This window comes from Acidobacteriota bacterium, from assembly GCA_022562055.1.
Taxonomy (GTDB): domain Bacteria; phylum Actinomycetota; class Acidimicrobiia; order Spongiisociales; family UBA5794; genus BMS3BBIN02.
In genome coordinates this window covers 25,374-47,039 of the sequence record JADFQA010000014.1, presented here as the reverse complement: position 1 = coordinate 47,039, position 21,666 = coordinate 25,374, and the positions used below count along the sequence as shown (strand labels likewise).

The window sequence follows — 21,666 nt, the reverse complement described above, 5'->3', positions numbered from 1 at the left end:
TACGACGCCGATACGACGTCTCGTGGACAACATCGGTTTGACCACAGCAGCCTGTTTACAACAAAACCGGGTCCTACCAGCACTTTTGTGGAGTTACCCACAATCCACAGGGCCTACTACTACAACTACTAACTTAGATAATTCTCTACATCAATAGCAGGTGAACCACTGTGCGTATAAGAGCTGAACGAGATGATCTCGCTGATGTGTTGGCACGCGCCGCACGAGCGGTGAGTAGCCGATCTCCTCTCCCGATACTTCAAGGACTGCTGTGTGAAGTAGTTGGAGACGAGCTCCGCGTTACTGGCACGGACACCGAAATTACGATCCGCACAACCCTCAAGGTCGAAGTGCTTGAAGAGGGAAAAACCGTGATTCCGGCCAAGTTGGCTGCGGACGCCGTTAAACGCCTACCAGATGGTGCGGTGGCGTTGACCGCGGCCGACGGGGAAGTTGAGATCACCGGAAACGGCCCTCGATTCAGGCTCCGGGAAATGACTGTCGGCGATTTTCCAGTGTTGGCAATTTCCGAGACAAGCGACGGGTTTTCCGTCGACTCGAAGGTGTTTATCAAAGCACTTGCTCAAGTTGGTATCGCGGCATCGACTGACGAGGCGCGTCCCACGCTGACGGGCGTTCTCTTCGAAAAAACTGATCACGGACTTCGACTTGTTGCGACAGACTCCTACCGGCTTGCGGTGTGTGATCTTCCAGGAATGGAAGGCCCCACAACGGCTCTCGTACCTTATCGAGCATTGCGCGAACTCGATCGTTCTATCGCCGACGAATCAATGCAGGTGTCGATCACAGATCGAGATGCAACGTTTACCACGCGCCGCGGATCGCTCACTGTTCGTATCATCGAAGCAACCTTTCCGAACTACCGTCAACTCATACCCGACAGCTATCCGTCTCGTTTGATCATCGACCGTTCGAGCCTCGTTGATGCTGTCAATAGGGCATCGCTCGTGGCCGAGGATCACATCCCAATCCGTTTCCATCTCCACAGCGGAGGTGTTGAGTTGTTGGTCACCCGCCAAGAAGTAGGTGAAGAGACGGAGCACATTGACGGTGACTACACCGGTGAGGAGATGACGATTGCGTTCAACACGCGTTATCTCATGGACGGTGTGAAGGCGATCACTTCCGACAAGGTGGTGCTCGACACGTCGGATCCTCTCAAGCCCGGCCTTATGCATGGTCAGGGTGAGGAGAACTTCCGCTATCTCCTCATGCCGGTCCGTCTGTAACTCGATCTTGCATGCATGTTGCGTGGCTTACACTTTCTGGCTTTCGTAACTACACCTCTCTCGATTTTGTACCGGAAGAGGGTATAAACATCCTCGTTGGGCCGAACGGATCCGGTAAAACCAACGTCCTCGAGGCGATTGCCTATGGTTCGACCCTGCGGTCGTTTCGCAATGCTCCTGATGACTCTCTCATCGATACGAACGCCGACCTTGCCGTGATCCGTCTCGCTATTGGCAGACCTACTGGCGAAGGGCGTATCGAAATAGAGATTCCGCGAAATGGTCGCCGTCGAGTCTTGTTCAACAGCAAACGTCCGGCGCGATCCACGGTGCTGGCTGCGGAGTTTCCTGTCGTCGCTTTCCTCCCCGACGATTTAGCGATGGTCAAGGGTGGCCCTGCCGCGAGGAGAGATCTTGTTGACGACCTCGCGAGTCAACTCACACCGACGACAGCAGCAGACATCGATGAGTTTCGTCGCACCCTCAGACAGCGAAACACACTGCTGAAACAAGGGGGTAGAGCGACTGACCTGTTGACTCTCGACGTGTGGGATGAGCGGTTTTGTTTGGCGGGGGCGCGGGTGCTGCTCCACAGATTGCGGCTTCTGACTTTGATGGGTGGGCCCCTGCGAAAGTCGTATGCGACGGTGAGCTCTGCAGACGCTGTATTGGGGTGGCGCTACGACTCTTCGTGGGCGACGGGTTGCACGCCGAACACACCGCAAGAAGAAGTGGCGATGATGTTGCGAGATGCGTTGTTGGCAAGACGAGAGCGCGACATGGATATGCGGGTCACCAGCGTGGGACCGCACCGTGATGAACCGACGTTTCTTCTTGATGACCGAACAACGAGAAATCAGGCAAGTCAGGGTGAGCAGAGATCGGTCGCGCTGAGCCTGAGGTTGGCTGCTTACGATCTTCTCGAAGAGAGGTTCGGGCAGCCACCGGTGCTTCTTCTCGACGATGTATTTTCTGAACTTGATGTTGATCGTGCACAGGGCGTCATGAAATTGTTGCCGCGAGGTCAGGTTTTTGTCACAAGTGCTCGCGAGGATGAGGTTCCAACAGGAGGTCGGCGTTGGACGGTTTCAGAAGGGACTGTGACCTAATCATGTACTTGCACGACCAGAACAAGCGAGAGCTGACCAACGTTGCCGACGTACTCGATGGACTGATCGCACGAATCGCGGGGTCTTCCGCAGGGCTGTTGATAAACCTCAAGAGTTCGTGGAGCGACGTTGCCGGGCCGTCGTGGGCGGGGCGCTCTGAGCCTGTCCGAATCGACCACGACACCCTCATCATCGAGGTCGCCGACGGATCGGTTGCCTCACTGCTGAGGTACGAGTCGACATCGCTTCTGCACGACCTAGAGGCAGCTCTCGGGGCGCTCCCGTTCGTCAAGATTCGCCTTCGTGTGCAGCGCCGATCATAGGGTGAAACAGATGGCGCCAACCACGATTGAAAGTCCCTCAGGATGCATGCTTATTGAGGTTTTCGGGTATAATCACAATAGTGAAAGTTCACGATATTTCGGGCCGATGTCGGCCCTCCGAGGAGTCCTGTGAGTAAGTCCATGCGTGCACCCAGCGCGTTGTATGACGCCAAGACCATCGAGGTCCTGGAGGGCATGGAGCATGTCCGCAAACGTCCATCCATGTATATCGGCACGACTGGTCCCAAGGGACTGCATCATCTGATCTGGGAGGTTTTGGACAACTCGGTAGATGAAGCCATGGCTGGCTTTTGTACCCGAATCGAGGTCACGATTCTCGACGACGGTGGGGTCAAGGTTAAGGACAACGGTCGCGGCATTCCCGTCGATAAACACGCTAAAACCAAATTGCCGGCCGTGACTACGGTGCTCACCACATTGGGTGCCGGGGGTAAGTTCGAATCAGACGCCTATGCGGTCTCGGGCGGTACCCACGGCGTCGGCGTTTCTGTCGTCAATGCGCTGTCGTCGCGTCTCGAAGTCGAAGTGGTCCGCGACGGTGCCAAGTGGCATCAAGAATTCGAATTTGGCGTTGCGGTCGCACCGCTGAAGAAAGGCCAACCCGCCAAACGCACCGGTACAACAGTGACGTTCTGGGCTGATCCAGAGATCTTTGCCGAGACGACGACCTACGAGCACGACATTGTGAAGAGTCGGCTGCGCGAGATGGCATTCCTTAACAAAGGGCTTGAGATCATTTTCGCCGATGAGCGTGGCGACAATCCGAGCGTCGACACGTTTCTCTACAAGGGCGGGCTGATCGACTTTGTAAAACATCTCAATTCGTCTCGCGAACCGATTCACAAGCACATCGCACACTTCCGTTTTGCCGGTGACGATGCCGAGATTGAGGTGGCACTGCAATGGACCGGCAGTTACAACGAGACTGTGCTTTCGTTTGCCAATAACATCAACACTCACGAGGGTGGGACTCACGAGGAGGGGTTTCGCAAGGCGTTGACGAGCGCCATCAACATATTCGCCCGCAACCGCGGCATTCTCAAAGAGAAGGATGCCAATCTCGGCGGGGACGACGTCCGTGAGGGCATCACTGCGGTTGTTTCCGTCAAGGTCCGGCGTCCACAGTTCGAGGGCCAAACAAAAACGAAACTGGGTAACACCGAGATCCGTTCCTTCGTCGAGAAGGCCATGAACCAAGCCTTTCCGGAGTGGCTCGAAAGAAATCCGACGGAGGCGCGCAAGATATGCGAAAAGTCTCTCAACGCCGCAAAAGCGCGTCTCGCTGCCAGACAGGCTCGTGATCTGACACGGCGTAAGAGCCTTCTTGAATCGGGTGGTCTGCCTGGCAAGCTCTCGGACTGTTCATCAAAAGACCCTGCTCTTTCTGAGATCTTCATTGTTGAGGGAGACTCCGCCGGCGGCTCCGCAAAGCAGGCGCGTAACTCGAAGTATCAGGCGATCTTGCCCATTAGAGGCAAGATCATCAACGTCGAGAAGAATCGCCTTTCGCGTGTCCTCCAGAACAACGAAATACAGTCGCTCATTACCGCAATCGGTACCGGCATCGGCGAAGAGTTCGACATCGAGAAGGCCCGGTATCACAAGGTGATCATCATGACCGATGCTGATGTCGACGGCGCCCACATCCGGACGCTGCTGCTGACGTTTCTGTTTCGGCACATGCCAGGGCTCATCGATGCGGGCTATGTGTACATTGCCCAGTCTCCCTTGTATTCGGTAAAGGCCGGAACAAAAACCACCTGGGTGTACAACGATCAGCATCTCGATGAGGTCAAAGCGAGCCTCAAGGGCCGCAAGCTCAACATTCAGCGTTTCAAGGGTCTCGGTGAGATGAACGCGGACCAGCTTTGGGACACCACCATGAATCCGGGCGATCGGACCATGTTGCGAGTGGAGATGAGCGACAGGTTTGTTGCTGAAGAAACCTTCATGACGCTGATGGGGACCGACGTTTCGGCGCGGCGGACGTTCATCATGCAGAACGCTGCCGACGTGCGATTCCTCGACATTTAGGGCGGAGGCTCACACACCATGCCTGAAGAAGCTACCTCTGAAAGAATCATTCCGATCGACATCCGCAAGGAGATGCGCGACTCGTTTCTCGAATACGCTATGTCTGTCATTGTGTCGCGTGCACTGCCTGATGTGCGCGACGGTCTGAAACCCGTCCACCGACGTATCTTGTTCGCAATGTACGATGCCGGCATCCGACCGGGAACACCATTCAGGAAGTGTGCCCGCGTCATTGGCGATGTGATGGGCTGGTTCCATCCGCACTCGAACGACGCTATCTACGATGCCCTGGTCCGCCTCGGGCAAGACTTTGCATCTCGTTACCCGTTGGTCCAACCGCAGGGGAACTTCGGCACAGTCGACGATCCTCCCGCCGCAATGCGCTACACCGAGACCCGATTGGCGCCGCTTGCAATGCATCTTCTAGAGGGCATCAACGAGGACACGGTCGAGTTCGTCGACAACTATTCAGGGGAACGCCAGGAACCGACAGTCATGCCATCGCGTTACCCAAATTTGCTGGTTAACGGATCGACGGGTATCGCCGTTGGAATGGCAACCAACATCCCGCCGCACAACCTCAACGAAATCTGTGATGCGACGTTGCTCGCGATTGACAATCCGGATGCGACCTCGCAAGACATGATGGAGTTCGTAAAGGGTCCAGACTTTCCGACAGGGGCGTACATCCTCGGCAACCAGGGTGTACGAGACGCGTTGTTGACGGGGCGCGGATCGATTCGGATGCGGTCCGTCACCGAGATCGTCGAGATCCGCAAGGGCCGCACCGCAATTGTTGTCACCGAGATCCCGTATCAGGTGTCCCGCGACCGGATCATGGCGAAAATCGCCGAACTGGTGCGCAACAAGGTGATCACCGGTGTTGCTGACCTTCGCGACGAATCAGGCAAAGAAACCAGACTCGTCATCGAGCTCAAACGCGACGCCCGCCCCCAGGTCGAACTCAACCTTTTGTTCAAACACACCCAGCTTGAAGACACGTTTGCTGTGAACGCTATTGCGCTGGTAGATGGTGTCCCACGCACCATGGGCATTGCAGAGATGATCCATCACTATGTGGATCATCAGCTTGAAGTTGTTGAACGCCGTGCGGCGTTCCGGCTCCGCAAGGCCGAGGACAGGGCACACATTGTTGAGGGGCTGCTCATTGCTCTCGACAACATCGACGAGGTCGTGAAGATCATCCGCCAGTCGGCTGACGTTGACGCCGCCCGCGAAGGGTTGATGGAGCGTTTCGAGCTGTCGCTGATTCAGTCGAACCACATTCTCGACATGCCGCTCCGCCGTCTTACAGCACTCGAGACTGACAAGTTACGCGAGGAATGGAACGAACTACAAGCACTGATAGCTGAGCTGAGATCGGTGTTGGACTCCGAGACACTGCGTCGCGAGATCGTTGCCGAAGAACTCAGGGCCATCCGTGACAAGTTTGGCGATGCCCGTCGCAGCAGGATCATCCCCGACACCGGAGACATGTCACTCGAAGATCTGATTGCAGATGAGGAAATCGTTGTATCGATAACGGCAAACGGTTACGTCAAGTCGGTGCTCGCCAGCACCTATAGAACTCAAGGCCGCGGCGGCCGCGGCGTGAAGGGTGCCAACATTCGCGAGGACGACGTCATTGCTCAGCTTCTCCACACCTCGGCACACGCTTTCCTGTTGTTCTTTACGAACCGAGGCAAGGTGTACCGCATTAGGGCTCACGAGATCCCCCGTAAAGAACGCACCGCCAAGGGTGTGCTCGTCCAGTCGGTGCTCGCGCTGGAACCGGATGAGGTAATCGAGGCGATCATCGACACCAGGGACTACGAGAGTTTCAGGTATCTGGTCGCCTTTACAAAGCTCGGTCAGGTAAAAAAGACGGCGTTCAAGGAGTACAACTCCCGCAACTCAGTGCTCAACGCCATCCGTCTCCAGGACGGCGACGAAGTTGTCGCGGTGCGGGCTACCACAGGCAACAACGATCTTGTGATGTTCACCAAGAATGGCCAAGGGATCCGATTCGCCGAATCTGATGCCCGGCCGATGGGTCGTGACACGCAGGGAGTGCGTGGCATCCGGCTGAAAGATGGTGACGAAGTGGTTGCCGCGGCAAGCGTCGATGACAGCAACGATATTGTGATGCTCACCTCGGGCGGGTACGGAAAACGAATAAGAATGACAGAGTTCCCCAAGCAGAAGAGGGGCGGCATGGGGGTAAAGGCCATGAAGCTCACCCGAACTCGGGGTCTCATGGTTGCCGCAAGGGCGGTCTCGCCTGGAGACGAGATTTTTATAACTTCGTCCGATGGAATTGTCATCCGCCAATCTGTCGACGCTATCTCACGACAACGGCGCGATTCGACCGGCGTGAAGGTGATGGACCTCGCCGAAGGTGCTGAACTCACGGCTGTTGCCCTTGTCCCTAGAGATGATGAGGACGAGTAGCGAGTCGGCCCGCAATGCCATCGCCTCGGCAACCCGGGTTACTGCATGCGGCGGGTACACTGACGTTTCATTCGGTAAGGAGGACGCATGCCTGTGCGTCGCGTGCGCAGGGTCGTTCGTAAGATCGACCCTTGGACGGTTTTCAAAGTAACGTTGATATTCAACGCTATTGCTGCCCTTATTTTTGGGATGGGCGTGTGGGTCATGTGGGAGATCCTCGACCAACGGGGTATCCCGCAGTCCATCAGCGAAGTGTTTTCTGCAGTGGATCTTGTGTACACGCCAGACGGTGACCTGTATATGACGATTGTCCGATATCTAGCAATCATGTGGACGGTGTTAGCAACAGCGTCGATGACCCTGGGTGCGATCGTCTACAACCTCATCTCCGACATCGTTGGGGGTATCGAACTCACGGTCCTCGAGGAGACCTACGACCCGAATCCACGGTCTTCGCAGGTCTCCAGAATCCGCGATGCGATGTTCAAAACCCAGGCCAAACAGGCTTAGTAGCGAGCCTATTGCAACTGCAGCGCCACTGTGTCCATGAGATGCCGGCAAGGACATGTGTGACCAGGACTTGACCACATACGCATGGGCGGTACCGACTGGACATCGGCGACGTCTGAGAGCAGCGCACCAGCGCTGACAATCGAGACATCTAGGCTGAGGTCATGTCGACCCTCCTCATCAGCAATGCCACGGAAGTCTTGGTGAACGCCAGAACCGGCGAGCGCATCGCCGAGTGCTCGATTGCGGTTCGTGATCGAGAGATTGTGTGGGTAGGACACACCGCCGACACCCCGAGCCACTATCTGGCTAGCGATACCACGATTGACGCGTCAGACCACGTCGTCATCGCCGGGATGGTGAACACCCATCACCATCTGTATCAGACGTTGACCCGCGCCGTAGCGACTGAAGCAGAGCTATTCCCCTGGCTAACCACTCTGTATCCGATGTGGGCCCGACTCACGGCTGAATCCATCTACGTAGCTGCGTTGGTCGGGATGGCAGAACTGATTCTCTCTGGATGCACGACCACCAGCGACCACCTGTACCTGTTTCCGAACGACTCGACGATTGATGACGAGATCCGGGCGGGGAAAGAAATAGGGATACGGCTGCACGCTGCTCGCGGTTCTATGTCTCTCGGTGAGAGCCAGGGTGGTCTGCCCCCAGACTCGGTGGTACAGGCCGCTGATGTGATCCTTGCGGACACCGCACGGGCGATTGAAGAACATCACGACCCCGAACCGTTTTCGATGACCCGGGTGGTGGTTGCGCCCTGTTCGCCGTTTTCGGTGACTCCGGATCTTATGCGTGAATCTGCTTCACTCGCCCGTTACTACGGGGTAACCATGCACACTCATCTTGCCGAGACTCGGGACGAGGAGGACTTCTGTCTCGAGACTTTCGGCCGTAAGCCGGTGGCTCACGCAGAGGATCTTGGTTGGGTGGGTGACGACGTCTGGTGGGCGCACGGTGTTGTGCTCACCGACAGCGAGGTCGACCTCATCGGTTCGACCCGCACTGGTGTCGCTCATTGCCCAACGAGCAATATGCGCCTCGGGAGCGGTATCGCCCCAATATCTGCACTGATGAGTGCTGGAGCGAGAGTAGGTCTCGGTGTTGACGGTTCTGCAAGCAACGACGGTTCCCACATGCTGGGCGAAGCCCGCCAAGCGATGCTCCTCCAGCGTGTACAGCATGGTGGGTCGTTGTTTTCGTATATGCGGAGTCTCGAGATCGCGACAATTGGAGGTGCCGAAGTACTTGGTCGAGACGATATCGGTACCATCGAGGTCGGCAAGGCGGCTGACATAGTCGGCTTCGATCTCAATGCCCCGACCTATGCCGGTGCCCTTCACGACCCGATCGCGGCACTCGTCCTGTGCGCACCCAACAACGTTTCGTTCTCAGTGATCAACGGGCGCAGCGTTGTCGAGCACGGCCAGCTACAAACTATCGACATCGAGTCGGTACTCCGGCGTCACCGGGAGCTGAGCGCGACACTCTTCCAGCCATGAGATGCAGCGCCCACGGCCTAATGGGATTCGGCCCAAGAGACAGCCGGCATGTCTGTCGGCAAAGAGTCGTGGGAGTTGTGCATCTTCTTGGACGTTCTGCCATACCCGAGCGTATTGGAGAATCCTTGGGAGGCAAGCGCTAGGGGTCCGGCAGCGGCACCGACCGCAAGCCACACGGTGCCGAGGGATGCCAAGACGACAGCCACGACCAGCTGCGCGCTCGCCGCAATCAGGTTGGACCGAAGCAACGACTGTTCGTGGTCAGCTCCGATGAGTTCACTGCGGCGAGGGAGAGCTGCGGACACAAGTGCGTAGGAAGCGACCCAGATTGCCACCAGACCCGGGATCTCAAAAGCGGATGGGAATCGATCGACTACCGCAGTGATCGATCCCAACCCGAAAGAGAAGGCTCCGTACGCAACGGCGGCACCGCTGAGAACGCCCCAAGTGACTCGAACGATCCGTTTTGCTGTCAGGGCATCTCGTGCACGGCCAGCCGCCAGCACTTGGCGCGACAGTGCACTATTGAGCCCCATGCCAAGGACCTGAATCGGCGAAGCCAGAATCCGTGCCGCCTCCGCGTAGCCGGCTGCTTCGAATCCCGCGATTCCGCCGACAACACCGATAGTGACAAGGTTTGTCGCGGTAATGAGACCTGTGCCACCAAGCAGCCAGCGACCATCCACCATCAAAGCTCTTGTGGTGAGTGCCGCACTTGTAGAGCTGACGGCACCGGTGGGAACATGCTCGAGTCGTCGGACTTTGGTGCCCACGATGACAAACGCCACTATCAGCGACGACAGGCGAATTATCGCTATTGCGAGGAAGGGGACCCAAGCCGTTAGTGCGTCGAATAGCAAGGCCAAGGTCAACACGATGACTGCTAGGACCAATTGAGATGCTGCGACTATTACTGCCGACGCGTGGAAGTCGGCTAAGTGGAGCATCCGGCGAGAGTGTTCTTGTGCCGGAAGCGACACGGCCGCCAGGTAGGCCGTGATCGTGAACGGGAGAAGCACGTTGTCTGCGGCCGCTTCGAACGAGAGAAAGACTGTGGCAAGAAGCACTGTTAGCGCGGTAACAGTCGCAACCTTGAATTCGAGACCAATCATCTTCGGGACCAGCAGCAGCCGGTGCGGGGACTCGAGATGGAGAACCCTCTTCTGCGCGGGAATGTAGATGAGTTCGCGTACTAGCGTGGCGGCAAGCAACACCGCGGCCATAAAAAGGGAAAGTACCCGAGTTCTTTCGGGTCGGAGAAGACGCTCTGCGCGTAGAAAAAGATTAGGAGGGACGCCAGCAACGTCAATCCAGAGTCCAAGACCCCTCCAGCAATGGATCTTTTCACGGCGTGATCAATCTCCGGTTCGTTCTTTGTGATCGGGTGACACCGCTGTCAACGACGACGCCGGCTAGCGACGCCGTCGTAGCGCCCAGCCGGTCGATCTCTCTCTGTCTATCGGCCTTGGAGCCTGGTGCTTGAAGGACCCGCGTTCGGTGTTGACTGTGGAAACATGCCGGGTGGCGGAAGGGGAGGCAGGTTGGGTAATCGGGTGGTCCGTTGCGCCGCAGCGGACTCGGCAACTATGGGCTGTAGGAGAAGAACGCGATATCGAGTCCCATGTCAATCGCTCGATGAAGGTAGGCGTCGCCAATATCGGCGGCACCCTGGCGACCCATGGGATACGCCCCTGAGGCCGCCGCTGCGGCTGCGGCTGCGAGGGAGATTGCCTCAAGATGGGCGGCATGGTCCGAGACTCCGACGACGCTCGTGGAGACGCCGTCCCCTCCTGCCGTCGTCACTCGAGCCATCGCGGCGGCCCATTCGCCGCGAACGGGAACGACGGTGACTGACTGGCCCCATTGATCGACTTCTGTTCTGCCCCACCTTGACCCGACAGGCTCGGGAAACGGCACGGGTGTGCCTCGGCGAAGTGGCCTTCCCGGCTCCGTCCAAGCGACGTCGACGTCGAGGACCTCCCCACCGCGAGCAATTTCATGGCCTGCGAGCGCGGGACCGATGCCCCTTCCAAGGTTTGCATTGATGACAAGACTGCGGCCAGCCACCTCAAGCTCGTCTGACATAGCGGAGCTGAAAGCTTCTGCCCCACGCCAAGTCACACTATCGATGCCGGAATCGATAGCACGCTCGAACGCACCGATTGGTTTCTCTGAGTCCGTAACCAGAACGTCGTATGAAGACAGGTCTGTGACTCGCTCGATGCGCGGCCCCACAAGTTCATGTTCCGGATTGATGAGACCGAGCATCGCAAGGCAGGACTCATTGAGGAGGATCCTCGCCGCTCGCCGGCCCACTTCTTGGGTCGCTTCGATTGCGATTCGCATATCAGTGTCGCTGCGCCGCAGATGCCACCGGTTGCCAAGTGCCGGATATATCGGGGTGGCGCACCGGTCGTTTCGCGTATGCCGCGGCGGCTATTGCGACTGCGATTGCCGCCCACATCGTAAGCGATGGCCGAATCTTCATGGAGACAAGATTAACCATCCCTCGGGCTGTTGTAGCGCGTCGGCGCCCGCAGGCTCCACACGGTCGCGTCGCAGCCCGGATTCCGGTGTCGAAATATCGGGTGACCATTTGTTTACTGATCATGTATTTGGGATCCGTTCTTGCGGTCTTCTTGTGAGACGCCGTGTGTTATCTGCGTCGGAGGGACAATTCCGAATGAAGGGGAATGGTGAGGTCACATGAGGCAAGAGATCATCGAGCGGTTGTCTAGCCGTTCTCAATCGCAGGCGATGTCGAAGTCGCCCCGTGGTGAACATCCGGGAAACAGTTTGGGGGGTGTCTGACGTGGCTGTTACCGCGACGCAGATTCTGAGTCTTAACTTTGCATCCAACGATGATGCCGGCGATTCATTCCGCGGCCTTGGCGTCGGAAGCGGTGACGTCGGCCCGGCTATCGGTTTTGCGTTGTCCGGCTCGCAAACAAAGGGCCTGCGTTTAGCGCGAGGGATACTGACCACTTCCGACGACCTCGATCAAACCGCCGACGAGTTATTGCAGATGGTTTCCTGGGCCGTTTCTGAGGGACCGGTCGCGATGAACACCATCGCTCGAGCTGCACGTCTCGCTGGCGGAGGCGTCCTCCTTGTTGATCGCGTAAGCACACTGCCGGCGGCCGACGCGAAACTCATGATCGGTGAATTTCTGAACTCCGGTGGCAGTCTCGGCGATGTGACGACTTGGCTTGCGACCGCCGGTGCCGTGCTGCGCCAAACTGAAAATGCTACCGAAAACCTCGGTGGGCTCATTGATTGGATCTCCGATGGACTTGAGGACATCGTTGACGCGCTGAGCGAGGCTGTTGAGTCGATTGTCGATGCCGTTGGGTCGCTCGCTGACGCCATTGTCGATGCTGTCAACTGGGCGGCTGATGCGCTCTCCGACCTCGCTGTGGCACTCTTGGCAGCCGGACGGTCGATAGGTGAGATACTCGCCGCGGCCGCTGTGAGCGGCACCGACTTCTTGGTTCGGATGGGTGTTGCGTTGCTGGGGGCTGCGCAGCTCGTTGCCGATGTCCTTGGCGAGGTCGCTGACATCGCAGTTGGCGCGGTTCGGGAGGTCGTGGCGATCGCGGTTGCCGCTGGGCGAGCGATTGCCGACTTCGTCGTGTGGATGGCAACGACAGCCATTGCTGTAGTGAAGGCCGCCGTGCGCGGGCTACTCGACGCTGTGGGTGGCGTCGTTTCCCTGATCGTGGACGTCGCCCAACTCGGTCTCGATCTCATGCAGAAAGTTATCACCGCACTTCTGGAAATCGGAGAGACATTCGCCGGCTTGATAATCGTCCTCGCCGAGCCTGCGCTCGACACAATTGAGGTGTTCATGGAAACTGCTCTTGCAATCGGCCTCCTGGTTGGAGACCTCGTCGTGACGTTGAGCACCATGGCATATGATTCCGTGGTCAAATTCGTCGCGGCGGCGATGCGTGCGGGAGTCGCCGTATTGGAGCTTGTTGGTGAGGTAGTCGGCAGCACCTACTGGGCGTTTCGAAGGATCGTCAACGGCATCATTGCGGCAACCGGACCGGTTGGCGCCATTCTGGACGCAGTTTTGGGTGTCGTCGAAGATTTTGTTGGTGACGGATGGCGCGCAACTCTGAACGCTCTGCGGTTTGCGGGAGCCCAGCTCGTGGAAGTGCTTGATTGGACTCGCGGGCAGGCAATTGCAGTACTCCAGCAGGTCTTACAGGCGTGGGAGGACATCGGCGAAGCGTTGATCGATGTCTACCGCTGGGCGAAAGACGTGGCTGTCGCTACCGGAGACCTCGTGTTCGAGGTTATCGGTAGAGCAACGTTCGCGTTGCGCAATTCAGTCACGTATGTTCTCGGATACCTTGAAAACGATTTCCTTGCAGGTGTGGAGGCGTTCGTCGGAGGACTCCTCGATGCTGGGTATGCGATTACCGACTTGGTGAGTCGAGTTGTGACACACGGTATTCAGGTCGTCGGAGCCGCGTTCAAAGGCGCCCTCGCGATCGGCGTCACGTTGGCAGAGCTGCTTCTCGAGGTAGTTGCCGATCCAGCGAACATTGTGGAGCACGTCATGAGGGCGCTCGACGAAATGGAACAATCAGTTGCTGACGTCATGCGTGCGGTCAATTCTGCGATTGCTGAGCTCGCCGACGATATCATCGTTGCGTTGGTCGCGGTTGGGACCGCAATGGAAGTTCTCGTTGGGGCGATCTGGGAGGTTGGTGGTGGTCTGATCGGAGTAGCCCTCGCGGCGATCCTCAGTACAATCGCTTCGTACCGGCCGCTGACGGCATCTGAACGCGCAAACGCCGTTTTGATGTTTGCTGACTCCATCGATCTCACTGATGTCTACATCTCCCAGGACGATCTGGTGAACGATCTCATCTTCTGGGTTCAGGACGGGTTTTCAGAGGATCCCAACAGCAGAGCGTTCGTCACGTTCAACCTCATCAACTTTGACGTTGACGACGGCATTACGGATGCGACCCTGATTCATGAGCTCACGCATGTGTGGCAGGCAACAAACAACGGTCCCCTGTATCTCGTCGAGGCTATTCATGCGCAGCTTGAAGAGGCGCTTGGAGGTCCAGATGCCTACAACTACGGCTACACGAATAGTTCCAATGGGAACGGCGCAGATGCTGCGTTGGACGCCGCACAAGGTGACTTTGGGGTCTTCAACCCAGAACAGCAGGCCAACATCGTCAAGCATTACTACGTACGTCGATACGAGGAGAATCGGCCTCAGGCGGACTGGAGTTCCTGGCAGCCATACATTGATGTCGTGCAAGCAGCGTGACATCGAACCCGACCTTTGCAGTATGTGCCATGGGCAAGAGACCCTTCACGCGAATAGCCGAGCGATGGATAGCCGAACTGACGGCGAGTGGGCTGCGAGTTCGTGACCACCGAGCTGTGGTGACACCACGAGCGACGATTGTCGACGACCTTTGTGGCGGTGTGGATGTTGTGCTGTATCTGGGCCATGGCCGGGCGAGGGGTTGGAACGGCTATCAGACCGTGCGTACACACCACTTCGACCGAACAAGATCGGTGACCTCGCCCGTCAGCGTCGTGCTCGCCTTCGCCTGCTCCACCTTGGCCGCTCCCGATGACGGAGAATCCTTCGGCCATGCGCTCGTCGCCGGGGGCAGAGTGAAGGCATACGTTGGATGGGGATCGGCCATACCGATCTCACCAGGTCTCCGTCTGGCAGATAGGTTCGTCGCAGCTCTCGCCACACGACGGTATGAGACGATCGGCGCTCTCTGGACAGCGATCCAGGCAGCTGAATTGGACGGAGAGGAACGCCGCGCCCTGTGCGACGCTCGACTCATCGGGGAGACCACCGCATCCCTGATTTGAGCGTCTAGGACGACCGGTCAGACGCTGTCAGTGGCTCGAGTTGCCGGGCATGGGCTTGTTGCAAACCAGCTAGTGTTTCGTTTGCTCCCAGAGATCGTTCTGGGCACGACGAAACGAGCGAAGTCCGGTGAGATTCCGGCACTGTCCCGCATCTGTGATGCCGTATGGCTAGTCAGGTCGCCTCTTTCGCCGTGGTGATGCTGCGTTTCGGAGGAGAGGGCCGTATCCGAGGCGAGTCATTAAAGATCCTCCACAGAAGGAGGAACCTTGATGAAGAGACGTCTTGCAAACCTGAGTATCTTGTGGGCGCTTGTTGCTGTGGCGTGCGGGGGAGCAGCCGCAGAGTCGACTACGACGGTAGCGATTCGAAACCCTACGACAACGGTCGTCGCCACGACCGCAGCCCGCCCGACAACGACGGCGAATCTTGACACCGGGTTTCCGGTCACGCTATCGGCTGCAAATGGGGACGTGGTTCTGGATACGCGTCCTACGCGGATTATCTCGATCTCCCCGACGGCGACCGAGATGCTGTTTGCTCTCGGAGCGGGCGACCAGGTGGTAGCGGTTGATGAGTTTTCTACTTTCCCGGAGTCGGCGCCGGTCACCGATTTGAGCGGATTTCAGCCGAGTGTCGAGGCAATTGCGTCCTACGAACCAGACCTTGTGGTTGTTTCGTTCGATCCAAACGATCTTGTCGCTTCGCTCGCGGCTGTTGGGATTCCCGTGCTGCTTGCTCCGTCCGCGGCGACCTTGGAAGACGTCTTCGCGCAGATCGAACAACTCGGTACCGCGACGGGGAACATCGATGGGGCGTCAGAACTAGTCGCGAGTATGCGGGCGGACATTGATGAGATCGTTGCTGGACTTGTAGATGTTATGGCCGCACCCACGTACTATCACGAACTCGGCCCGGAGCTCTACACCGCCACGTCCGCGACCTTCATAGGCGAGGTCTATGCCATTCTTGGATTCGTCAACATTGCCGACGCCGCCGATGTTGACGGGTTTGGCTTCCCGCAACTGTCCGGCGAGTGGATCCTTGACCAAAACCCTGATTTCATCTTTCTCGCCGATACCATTTGTTGCGGAGCGTCCGCGGAATCAGTTGCTGAACGCCCCGGCTGGGACGGCCTCGCCGCCGTGATCAGCGGACGAGTGGTCGAGCTTGACGACGATATTGCTTCTCGGTGGGGACCCCGCGTTGTCGATCTTCTTCGTGTAATCGCAGCCGTTGTGAACGACGTTGCGACAGCGGAGTCGTAGGTGAAGGGAGAGTCCCGGCCCGGCTATCTGCCGTTTAAGTGGTTGTTTGGCGGCGTGATGGCGGTCGTGGTTGCGGGACTCTTCAGCCTTTTGTCAGGCCCTATCGATATCGCCACGGGCGATGTTGTCAAGGAGGTCTTGGACCGGCTCCCAGGCGTCTCAATTGACACTGGTCTGACAGAATTGCAATCTGCAATCCTCATCGATGTCCGCTTGCCCCGTGTCGTTCTCGGGTTAATAGCCGGAGGGACCCTTGCTGTTGCCGGTGGAGCGTATCAGGGCGTGTTCAGAAACCCGCTTGCGGATCCGTGGTTGCTCGGTGTCGCCGCCGGTGCCGGACTTGGTGCGACGCTTGCGATTGCGGGAGTTGGAGCGTTGTCGTCAACGATTTTGCCCCTAGCGGCCTTTGTCGGGGCGCTCGGTGGCGTCACCCTCACGTATTTCGTCGGGTACTCCGTGCGCTCCGGACGCACCGCGACGACGCTTATTCTTGCCGGTGTCGCAGTGGCGTCATTCTTGACGGCACTTCAGACATACATACAGCAGCGCAACAGCGAGCGGTTGCGAGAGGTGTATTCGTGGATCCTTGGTGGTCTCCAAACGGCCTCTTGGTCGGAGGTGCAACTGGTCCTCCCATATGTGATCGTGTCGGTCGGCGTGGTGTTGTTTCATGGACGACTTCTCGATGTGATTTCCCTGGGTGACGAGGAAGCCTCGGCCCTTGGTATCCATGTTTCTCGTGTGCGACTGACCGTCGTCATCTTTGCGAGCCTCGGTACGGCCGCGGTCGTTGCGGTATCTGGGCTTATCGGATTTGTCGGCATCATCGTCCCCCACGCGGTGCGACTTATTGCAGGATCGAGCTACCGTCGGCTGCTCGCTCTTTCGGTGCTGTTCGGCGCCGCGTTTCTTGTGGTCGCCGATGTCGCCGCACGAACCGTCGCGGCGCCGGCTGAGTTACCCCTCGGCGTTATCACAGCCTTCGCAGGCGCGCCTTTTTTTGCATTCATATTGCGTCGTTCGAGGGGAGGAATCTTATGAACGTCGGTGTCGCGGGTTTGTCAGCGAGCTACGGTGCCGAACCGGCTCTCGACGATGTATCGCTCCAGGTTCCGACGGGCTCCTGGCTGGGAATCATCGGTCCGAACGGCGCAGGGAAGACGACGTTGCTGCGCGCGATCGCCAGACTCTTGCCGTATCAGGGTTCGATTACATTCGATGGCGAAGACATTCGTGATCTTGACCGACGATCGCTTGCGCGTGCCGTCGCGTATGTATCGCAGACCCCTGAGCTTCCCGAAGGCATGAGTGTCGCCGACTTTGTGCTCCTTGGCCGTACCCCGTACATCTCGTACTTTGGAACAGAGGGGAAAAGCGACCTTAACATCGTTTCGGACGTTCTTACGACACTCGACCTCGTGGATTTCAGGCAGCGTCGTGTCACCGAACTGTCTGGAGGAGAGGCTCAGCGTGTGATTCTTGCGAGAGCTCTAGCACAGCAGGCTCCGCTCATGCTTCTCGATGAACCGACGACAGCTCTCGATATCGGTCACCAACAAGACGTCCTGGATTTGATCGATGATCTGCGGCTGACCAAGCAGCTCACCGTAATTTCAACAATGCACGACCTCACCTTGGTTGGGCAGTTTGCAGACACTCTGGTTCTGCTGGCCCGCGGTGTCGTTGTGGCTGAGGGGACCGCAAGCGACGTACTGACAACGGAGCTGATCAGCGAGCATTACGGCGCCAACGTCCGTATCCTTCGCGACGACGACGACCATCCGGTGGTTGTCCCGTGGCGGCGCTCGGTTTCGCGAGACGTTTGATAGTCGATTTCGTGCCTGCACGACCAGGAGACGTTGAGTGACAGAACTCCCACCTACCGATGATCCCACCCGTGAACTGCGACGGGCACCATCGCTTGTGATGCTCAACACGGGTGATGGGAAGGGCAAGTCCACAGCGGCAATGGGTGTAATGCTTCGCTCGGTGGCGCGTGGATGGAAAGTAGCAGTTGTCCAATTTCTCAAGTCTGGCAACTGGGCGACCGGCGAACAGAAGGCTGCGGAACAGATGGGTGTCGACTGGTGGGCGATCGGTGACGGGTTCACCTGGGACTCTGACGACCTCGACGAAAGCGCCGCCATTGCTCTCAAGGCGTGGGCTAAGGCTGAAGAGGTCATCACATCGGGGGAGTACTCGCTCGTTATTCTCGACGAGGTCACGTACCCGCTGACCTGGGGATGGGTAGACCTCGATCGCGTCGTCGAGATCGTGGCCACCCGACCCGAGCACGTCAACGTGATCCTCACCGGTCGTGACGCACCCGATGCGCTCGTCGATCTTGCTGACACTGTGACCGTGATGCAGAATGTAAAACACGCTTATCAGCAGGGTATTCGAGCCATGAAGGGCATCGATTTCTGACCGCGCAGAGCGGAGCCGATGAAACCTGGGCAACTAGCCGATAAGGTTTTGAAGTACCCCGCCTATGAAAAATGCCAACACGCCGCCTAGTCCTGCGATGAGGAGGTTGCCAAAGCCGTCGACGATCTGATTTCGCTTTGTCACGCCAGCCTTCACCCACCCGACGGTAAACAGTCCAAGTGCGGTCAGGGTCGCGGCAACAGCAAGGGCACGCGACGGTGAGACATCGAAGAGAAAAGGCACCACCGACGTGAGCGATCCGGCAAGAAACAAGCTCCCAGAAATCAACATTGCCTTGTAAGACGATCTTATTTCGGATTCGACGACGCCGAATTCGAGAACCTTCATCGAATTGAGCAGCACTTCATCATCGGCGCTAAGAGCCTCGACGACCATGTCGAGACGGTCCGGGGACACTCCGATGTCTGAGATCATGTCGGCGAGCTGGTCGACCTCCATCTCGCGGTAGTCACGGATATGGGTTCGTTCAAGATTGAGTTCGGCCTCGATGATTTCACGTTGCGATTCGGTTGCCAGGTACTCGCCCGCGGCCATCGATACCGCGCCGGCGACCGCTCCAGCAAGCGCGGTGAACAGCACTACAGGAGTGGCAAATCCGCCGCCTACAACGGCAGCGACGAGTAACAGAGTCGATACGAGCCCATCGTTCACACCTAGAATGATGTCGCGCCAATACTGGCGAGATTCTCCAATGTGTGGTTCGTAGGGAACCGGCGTCTCTGTGTGCACTTCGGTCATACCACGCATTCTATTCGACTGTATCTACCTACATCTCTGCTGTCAGCACAGGCATATGTCCGCCACCCGCTGCTCGACCAGTAGCTACCGAAAGGCCGGGAACGACATCAGTGCGTTGGCGGAGTACCGTACAGCTAACCGAAGTGGAGGAAAGCGTGCAGGAAGCTTCATCACTACCAGGCCTCGCTCAACAGTTGAGCACGCACCCATTTGTAAAGGGACTCTCGACTCAGGACATAGCCTCTCTCGCGGCTCTGGTCACGGCAGTTGAGTTTGCACCACACGAGATCCTTTTCGAGTCTGGTGCTGCGGCCGAGTCTTTTTATCTCATCCGCACGGGAGTCGTAGCACTGCAGGTCGATACTGGCAGATCGCATGCTCGGCGCGTGCAGACGATCTCCGAAGGGTCGGCGCTCGGCTGGTCATGGCTCTTTTCTCCGTACGTGTGGCAGTTCAATGCCGTGGCGCAGACTCAGGTGCGCTGCTTTGCATTCGAAGCCACGACGTTGCGACAGAAGTTTGAAGAGGACACTGCCTTGGGGTATCACGTGATTGGACGGGTCGCTGAAATTATGGCGGATCGACTTCAGGCAGCGAGACGTCAAATGCATAATCTCGCCCGCAGGTAAGACCTTGATCGTTCTGGCGTCCTGGCACCACACCTACGGTGCCGTGCCAGGACGCCAGAACGATCAATGGACATGGTTTTAGATGGAAAATCCGCCGGTTTTGTCTCCAAATACTCTGCAATACCCTCTCGCCCGACACCGGAGTGTTTCATACCGCCAAATGGAGCGGCGGCGGTCGGGTTGATGTCGTTGATGCCGACAATTCCAAAACGCAGCGCTTCAAACGCCTTCATAGCTCGCGAGAGGTTGTTTGTGTAGACGTATGCGGCAAGTCCGTACACCGTATCGTTCGCAGCGGCGATGACTGCGTCCTCATCGTCAAACACGAACACCGCGGCAACGGGTCCAAACGTTTCTTCGTGCGCTATAGCCATATCGTCGGTAACCGCGCTGAGCACCGTCGGCTCAAAGAAGAACCCCCGATCCAGACCGCCGGTCATGATGCGGTGACCTCCTGTTCGGAGTATTGCATCCTTGCCGAGAGCGTCATCGACATGGCGTTGCACCTTGTCGATGGAGGACTGGTCGATGAGGGGTCCAATTGATACGCCGTCATCGAGTCCGTTTCCGGCCCGCAGAGCCGCTGTCCGTTGGGTGAGCGTCTCGATGAATGTGTCGGCGATCGATCGGTGCACATACATCCGGTTTGGGGAAATACACGCCTGGCCGGTGTTGAGGAACTTTACGAGGCCGGCACCCTTGGCCGCATGAACCGGGTCTGCGTCCTCGAACACGATGAATGGTGCATGGCCGCCAAGTTCCAATGACACACGCTTCAGGTTTGGTGCGGCCTGGGTGGCTAACATTTTGCCAACTTCGGTCGAACCAGTGAACGTGATTTTGGCGATTCGAGGAGCGGTGGTGAACGCGAGTCCCACAGGAATCGGGTCGGACGTGGGTATCAAGTTAGCGACACCGACGGGAAGGCCGACCTCCTTCAGGATTTCGAAAACTTCTATTGCGCACAGCGGTGTCTGCTCTGCTGGTTTGAGCACGATTGTGCACCCGGCAGCCAATGCTGGCGCAACCTTGCGTGTGACCATCGATATCGGGTAGTTCCATGGTGTGATTGCGCCAACAACCCCAACCGGCTGGCGTAAGACGATGAATCGCTGGTCTGGCCTAGGCGCCGGAATCGTTGTGCCATAGACACGTTTTGCTTCTTCTGAGAACCACAGCAGGAAGTCTGCAGCTTATTGCACCTCGTTACGGGCCGCTTTGAGAGGTTTGCCCTGCTCCTCGGTCATCAGTCGAGCAAGATGTTCCTTGCGCTCCAGCATCAGCAGGTATGCGTCGAGCAGAATTCTGCTCCGGAAGCCGGCGGTCGCCTGCGACCAGGCCGGAAATGCGTGTGTAGCTGACTCGATAGCGGCGTCGATATCGGCTCCGCCTGCATCGGCGACCGTTCCAACGATCTCTCCAGTTGCTGGATTTGAGACTGCAAATGTCGCGCCGCTTGACGCGGCCCGCCAGGTACCGTCGATGTACAACACCCGGGCCGCCTC

At 57.8% G+C, this 21,666-nt stretch carries 18 protein-coding genes, 1 pseudogene and 1 riboswitch; of the genes and pseudogenes, 14 read left to right on the top strand and 5 right to left on the bottom strand.

Annotation, left to right across the window (positions count from 1 at the left end; genetic code table 11):
* The first annotated feature begins 170 nt into the window (after positions 1–170).
* The 7 genes from dnaN to IIC71_06555 all read left to right on the top strand — a co-directional run bounded on the left by dnaN (position 171) and on the right by IIC71_06555 (position 9,218).
* On the top strand, positions 171–1,250 hold the full coding sequence (gene dnaN / locus IIC71_06585; GenBank protein MCH7668851.1) for a DNA polymerase III subunit beta: 1,080 nt from the start codon (positions 171–173) through the stop codon (positions 1,248–1,250).
* A gap of 11 nt (positions 1,251–1,261) precedes the next feature.
* Positions 1,262–2,359 (top strand): DNA replication/repair protein RecF, encoded by a 1,098-nt coding sequence (locus tag IIC71_06580; GenBank protein MCH7668850.1) that lies wholly within the window; start codon positions 1,262–1,264, stop codon positions 2,357–2,359.
* A 2-nt stretch (positions 2,360–2,361) separates the two neighbouring features.
* Positions 2,362–2,682, top strand: coding sequence for a DUF721 domain-containing protein (locus IIC71_06575; GenBank protein MCH7668849.1), 321 nt, complete (start codon positions 2,362–2,364; stop codon positions 2,680–2,682).
* A 141-nt stretch (positions 2,683–2,823) separates the two neighbouring features.
* Positions 2,824–4,737, top strand: coding sequence for a DNA topoisomerase (ATP-hydrolyzing) subunit B (gene gyrB / locus IIC71_06570; protein MCH7668848.1), 1,914 nt, complete (start codon positions 2,824–2,826; stop codon positions 4,735–4,737).
* Between the two features lie 18 nt (positions 4,738–4,755).
* Positions 4,756–7,188: a DNA gyrase subunit A gene (gyrA, locus tag IIC71_06565; GenBank protein ID MCH7668847.1), complete on the top strand. Its 2,433-nt coding sequence runs from the start codon at positions 4,756–4,758 to the stop codon at positions 7,186–7,188.
* Positions 7,189–7,275: 87 nt separating this feature from the next.
* Positions 7,276–7,698 carry a DUF3566 domain-containing protein gene (locus tag IIC71_06560; protein ID MCH7668846.1) on the top strand — a complete coding sequence of 141 codons (423 nt, stop codon included), beginning with the start codon at positions 7,276–7,278 and terminating at the stop codon, positions 7,696–7,698.
* 164 nt (positions 7,699–7,862) lie between these two features.
* A complete protein-coding gene (locus tag IIC71_06555; protein MCH7668845.1) occupies positions 7,863–9,218 on the top strand; it encodes an 8-oxoguanine deaminase in 1,356 nt (451 codons plus the stop codon).
* Positions 9,219–9,235: 17 nt separating this feature from the next.
* Here IIC71_06555 and IIC71_06550 read toward each other — a convergent pair whose 3' ends face one another.
* The 3 genes from IIC71_06550 to IIC71_06540 form a co-directional block, all read right to left on the bottom strand.
* Positions 9,236–10,441 carry a hypothetical protein gene (locus IIC71_06550; GenBank protein MCH7668844.1) on the bottom strand — a complete coding sequence of 402 codons (1,206 nt, stop codon included), beginning with the start codon at positions 10,439–10,441 and terminating at the stop codon, positions 9,236–9,238.
* Between the two features lie 361 nt (positions 10,442–10,802).
* The gene (locus IIC71_06545; GenBank protein MCH7668843.1) at positions 10,803–11,564 is read right to left on the bottom strand and encodes a hypothetical protein; all 762 of its coding nucleotides are present in this window, start codon (positions 11,562–11,564) and stop codon (positions 10,803–10,805) included.
* A gap of 1 nt (position 11,565) precedes the next feature.
* Entirely contained in the window at positions 11,566–11,706 is a 141-nt protein-coding gene (locus tag IIC71_06540) for a hypothetical protein (protein ID MCH7668842.1), read from the bottom strand.
* Between the two features lie 315 nt (positions 11,707–12,021).
* Here IIC71_06540 and IIC71_06535 point away from each other — a divergent pair, with 315 nt between their 5' ends.
* From IIC71_06535 to cobO, 6 genes are all read left to right on the top strand, one after another.
* Entirely contained in the window at positions 12,022–14,514 is a 2,493-nt protein-coding gene (locus IIC71_06535) for a hypothetical protein (protein ID MCH7668841.1), read from the top strand.
* 29 nt (positions 14,515–14,543) lie between these two features.
* Positions 14,544–15,080 (top strand): hypothetical protein, encoded by a 537-nt coding sequence (locus IIC71_06530; GenBank protein ID MCH7668840.1) that lies wholly within the window; start codon positions 14,544–14,546, stop codon positions 15,078–15,080.
* A gap of 73 nt (positions 15,081–15,153) precedes the next feature.
* Positions 15,154–15,281: riboswitch (cobalamin riboswitch) on the top strand.
* Between the two features lie 69 nt (positions 15,282–15,350).
* A complete protein-coding gene (locus tag IIC71_06525; GenBank protein MCH7668839.1) occupies positions 15,351–16,346 on the top strand; it encodes an ABC transporter substrate-binding protein in 996 nt (331 codons plus the stop codon).
* A gap of 57 nt (positions 16,347–16,403) precedes the next feature.
* Positions 16,404–17,387: an iron ABC transporter permease gene (locus IIC71_06520; protein MCH7668838.1), complete on the top strand. Its 984-nt coding sequence runs from the start codon at positions 16,404–16,406 to the stop codon at positions 17,385–17,387.
* The gene (locus tag IIC71_06515; GenBank protein MCH7668837.1) at positions 17,384–18,172 is read left to right on the top strand and encodes an ABC transporter ATP-binding protein; all 789 of its coding nucleotides are present in this window, start codon (positions 17,384–17,386) and stop codon (positions 18,170–18,172) included. The genes IIC71_06520 and IIC71_06515 overlap by 4 nt, the downstream gene beginning before the upstream one ends.
* 100 nt (positions 18,173–18,272) lie before the next feature.
* The gene (gene cobO, locus IIC71_06510; protein MCH7668836.1) at positions 18,273–18,773 is read left to right on the top strand and encodes a cob(I)yrinic acid a,c-diamide adenosyltransferase; all 501 of its coding nucleotides are present in this window, start codon (positions 18,273–18,275) and stop codon (positions 18,771–18,773) included.
* Between the two features lie 33 nt (positions 18,774–18,806).
* Here the strand turns inward: cobO and IIC71_06505 are convergent, their stop codons facing one another.
* Positions 18,807–19,532, bottom strand: coding sequence for a VIT1/CCC1 transporter family protein (locus tag IIC71_06505; protein ID MCH7668835.1), 726 nt, complete (start codon positions 19,530–19,532; stop codon positions 18,807–18,809).
* A 155-nt stretch (positions 19,533–19,687) separates the two neighbouring features.
* Here IIC71_06505 and IIC71_06500 point away from each other — a divergent pair, with 155 nt between their 5' ends.
* Entirely contained in the window at positions 19,688–20,161 is a 474-nt protein-coding gene (locus IIC71_06500; protein MCH7668834.1) for a cyclic nucleotide-binding domain-containing protein, read from the top strand.
* On the opposite strand, the pseudogene IIC71_06495 reads toward IIC71_06500, so the two are convergent.
* A pseudogene (locus IIC71_06495) lies at positions 20,134–21,651 on the bottom strand (NAD-dependent succinate-semialdehyde dehydrogenase). The gene IIC71_06500 and the pseudogene IIC71_06495 overlap by 28 nt on opposite strands.
* Positions 21,652–21,666: the final 15 nt, after the last annotated feature.

Bases quoted from the DNA above. Each gene is read 5' to 3' on its own strand.
- IIC71_06580 (MCH7668850.1), top strand. From the start codon at position 1,262: ATGCATGTTGCGTGGCTTACACTTTCTGGCTTTCGTAACTACACCTCT.
- IIC71_06575 (MCH7668849.1), top strand. From the start codon at position 2,362: ATGTACTTGCACGACCAGAACAAGCGAGAGCTGACCAACGTTGCCGAC.
- gyrB (MCH7668848.1), top strand. From the start codon at position 2,824: ATGCGTGCACCCAGCGCGTTGTATGACGCCAAGACCATCGAGGTCCTG.
- gyrA (MCH7668847.1), top strand. From the start codon at position 4,756: ATGCCTGAAGAAGCTACCTCTGAAAGAATCATTCCGATCGACATCCGC.
- IIC71_06560 (MCH7668846.1), top strand. From the start codon at position 7,276: ATGCCTGTGCGTCGCGTGCGCAGGGTCGTTCGTAAGATCGACCCTTGG.
- IIC71_06555 (MCH7668845.1), top strand. From the start codon at position 7,863: ATGTCGACCCTCCTCATCAGCAATGCCACGGAAGTCTTGGTGAACGCC.
- IIC71_06550 (MCH7668844.1), bottom strand. From the start codon at position 10,441: ATGGCCGCGGTGTTGCTTGCCGCCACGCTAGTACGCGAACTCATCTAC.
- IIC71_06545 (MCH7668843.1), bottom strand. From the start codon at position 11,564: ATGCGAATCGCAATCGAAGCGACCCAAGAAGTGGGCCGGCGAGCGGCG.
- IIC71_06540 (MCH7668842.1), bottom strand. From the start codon at position 11,706: ATGAAGATTCGGCCATCGCTTACGATGTGGGCGGCAATCGCAGTCGCA.
- IIC71_06530 (MCH7668840.1), top strand. From the start codon at position 14,544: ATGGGCAAGAGACCCTTCACGCGAATAGCCGAGCGATGGATAGCCGAA.
- IIC71_06525 (MCH7668839.1), top strand. From the start codon at position 15,351: ATGAAGAGACGTCTTGCAAACCTGAGTATCTTGTGGGCGCTTGTTGCT.
- IIC71_06520 (MCH7668838.1), top strand. From the start codon at position 16,404: ATGGCGGTCGTGGTTGCGGGACTCTTCAGCCTTTTGTCAGGCCCTATC.
- IIC71_06515 (MCH7668837.1), top strand. From the start codon at position 17,384: ATGAACGTCGGTGTCGCGGGTTTGTCAGCGAGCTACGGTGCCGAACCG.
- cobO (MCH7668836.1), top strand. From the start codon at position 18,273: ATGCTCAACACGGGTGATGGGAAGGGCAAGTCCACAGCGGCAATGGGT.
- IIC71_06505 (MCH7668835.1), bottom strand. From the start codon at position 19,532: ATGACCGAAGTGCACACAGAGACGCCGGTTCCCTACGAACCACACATT.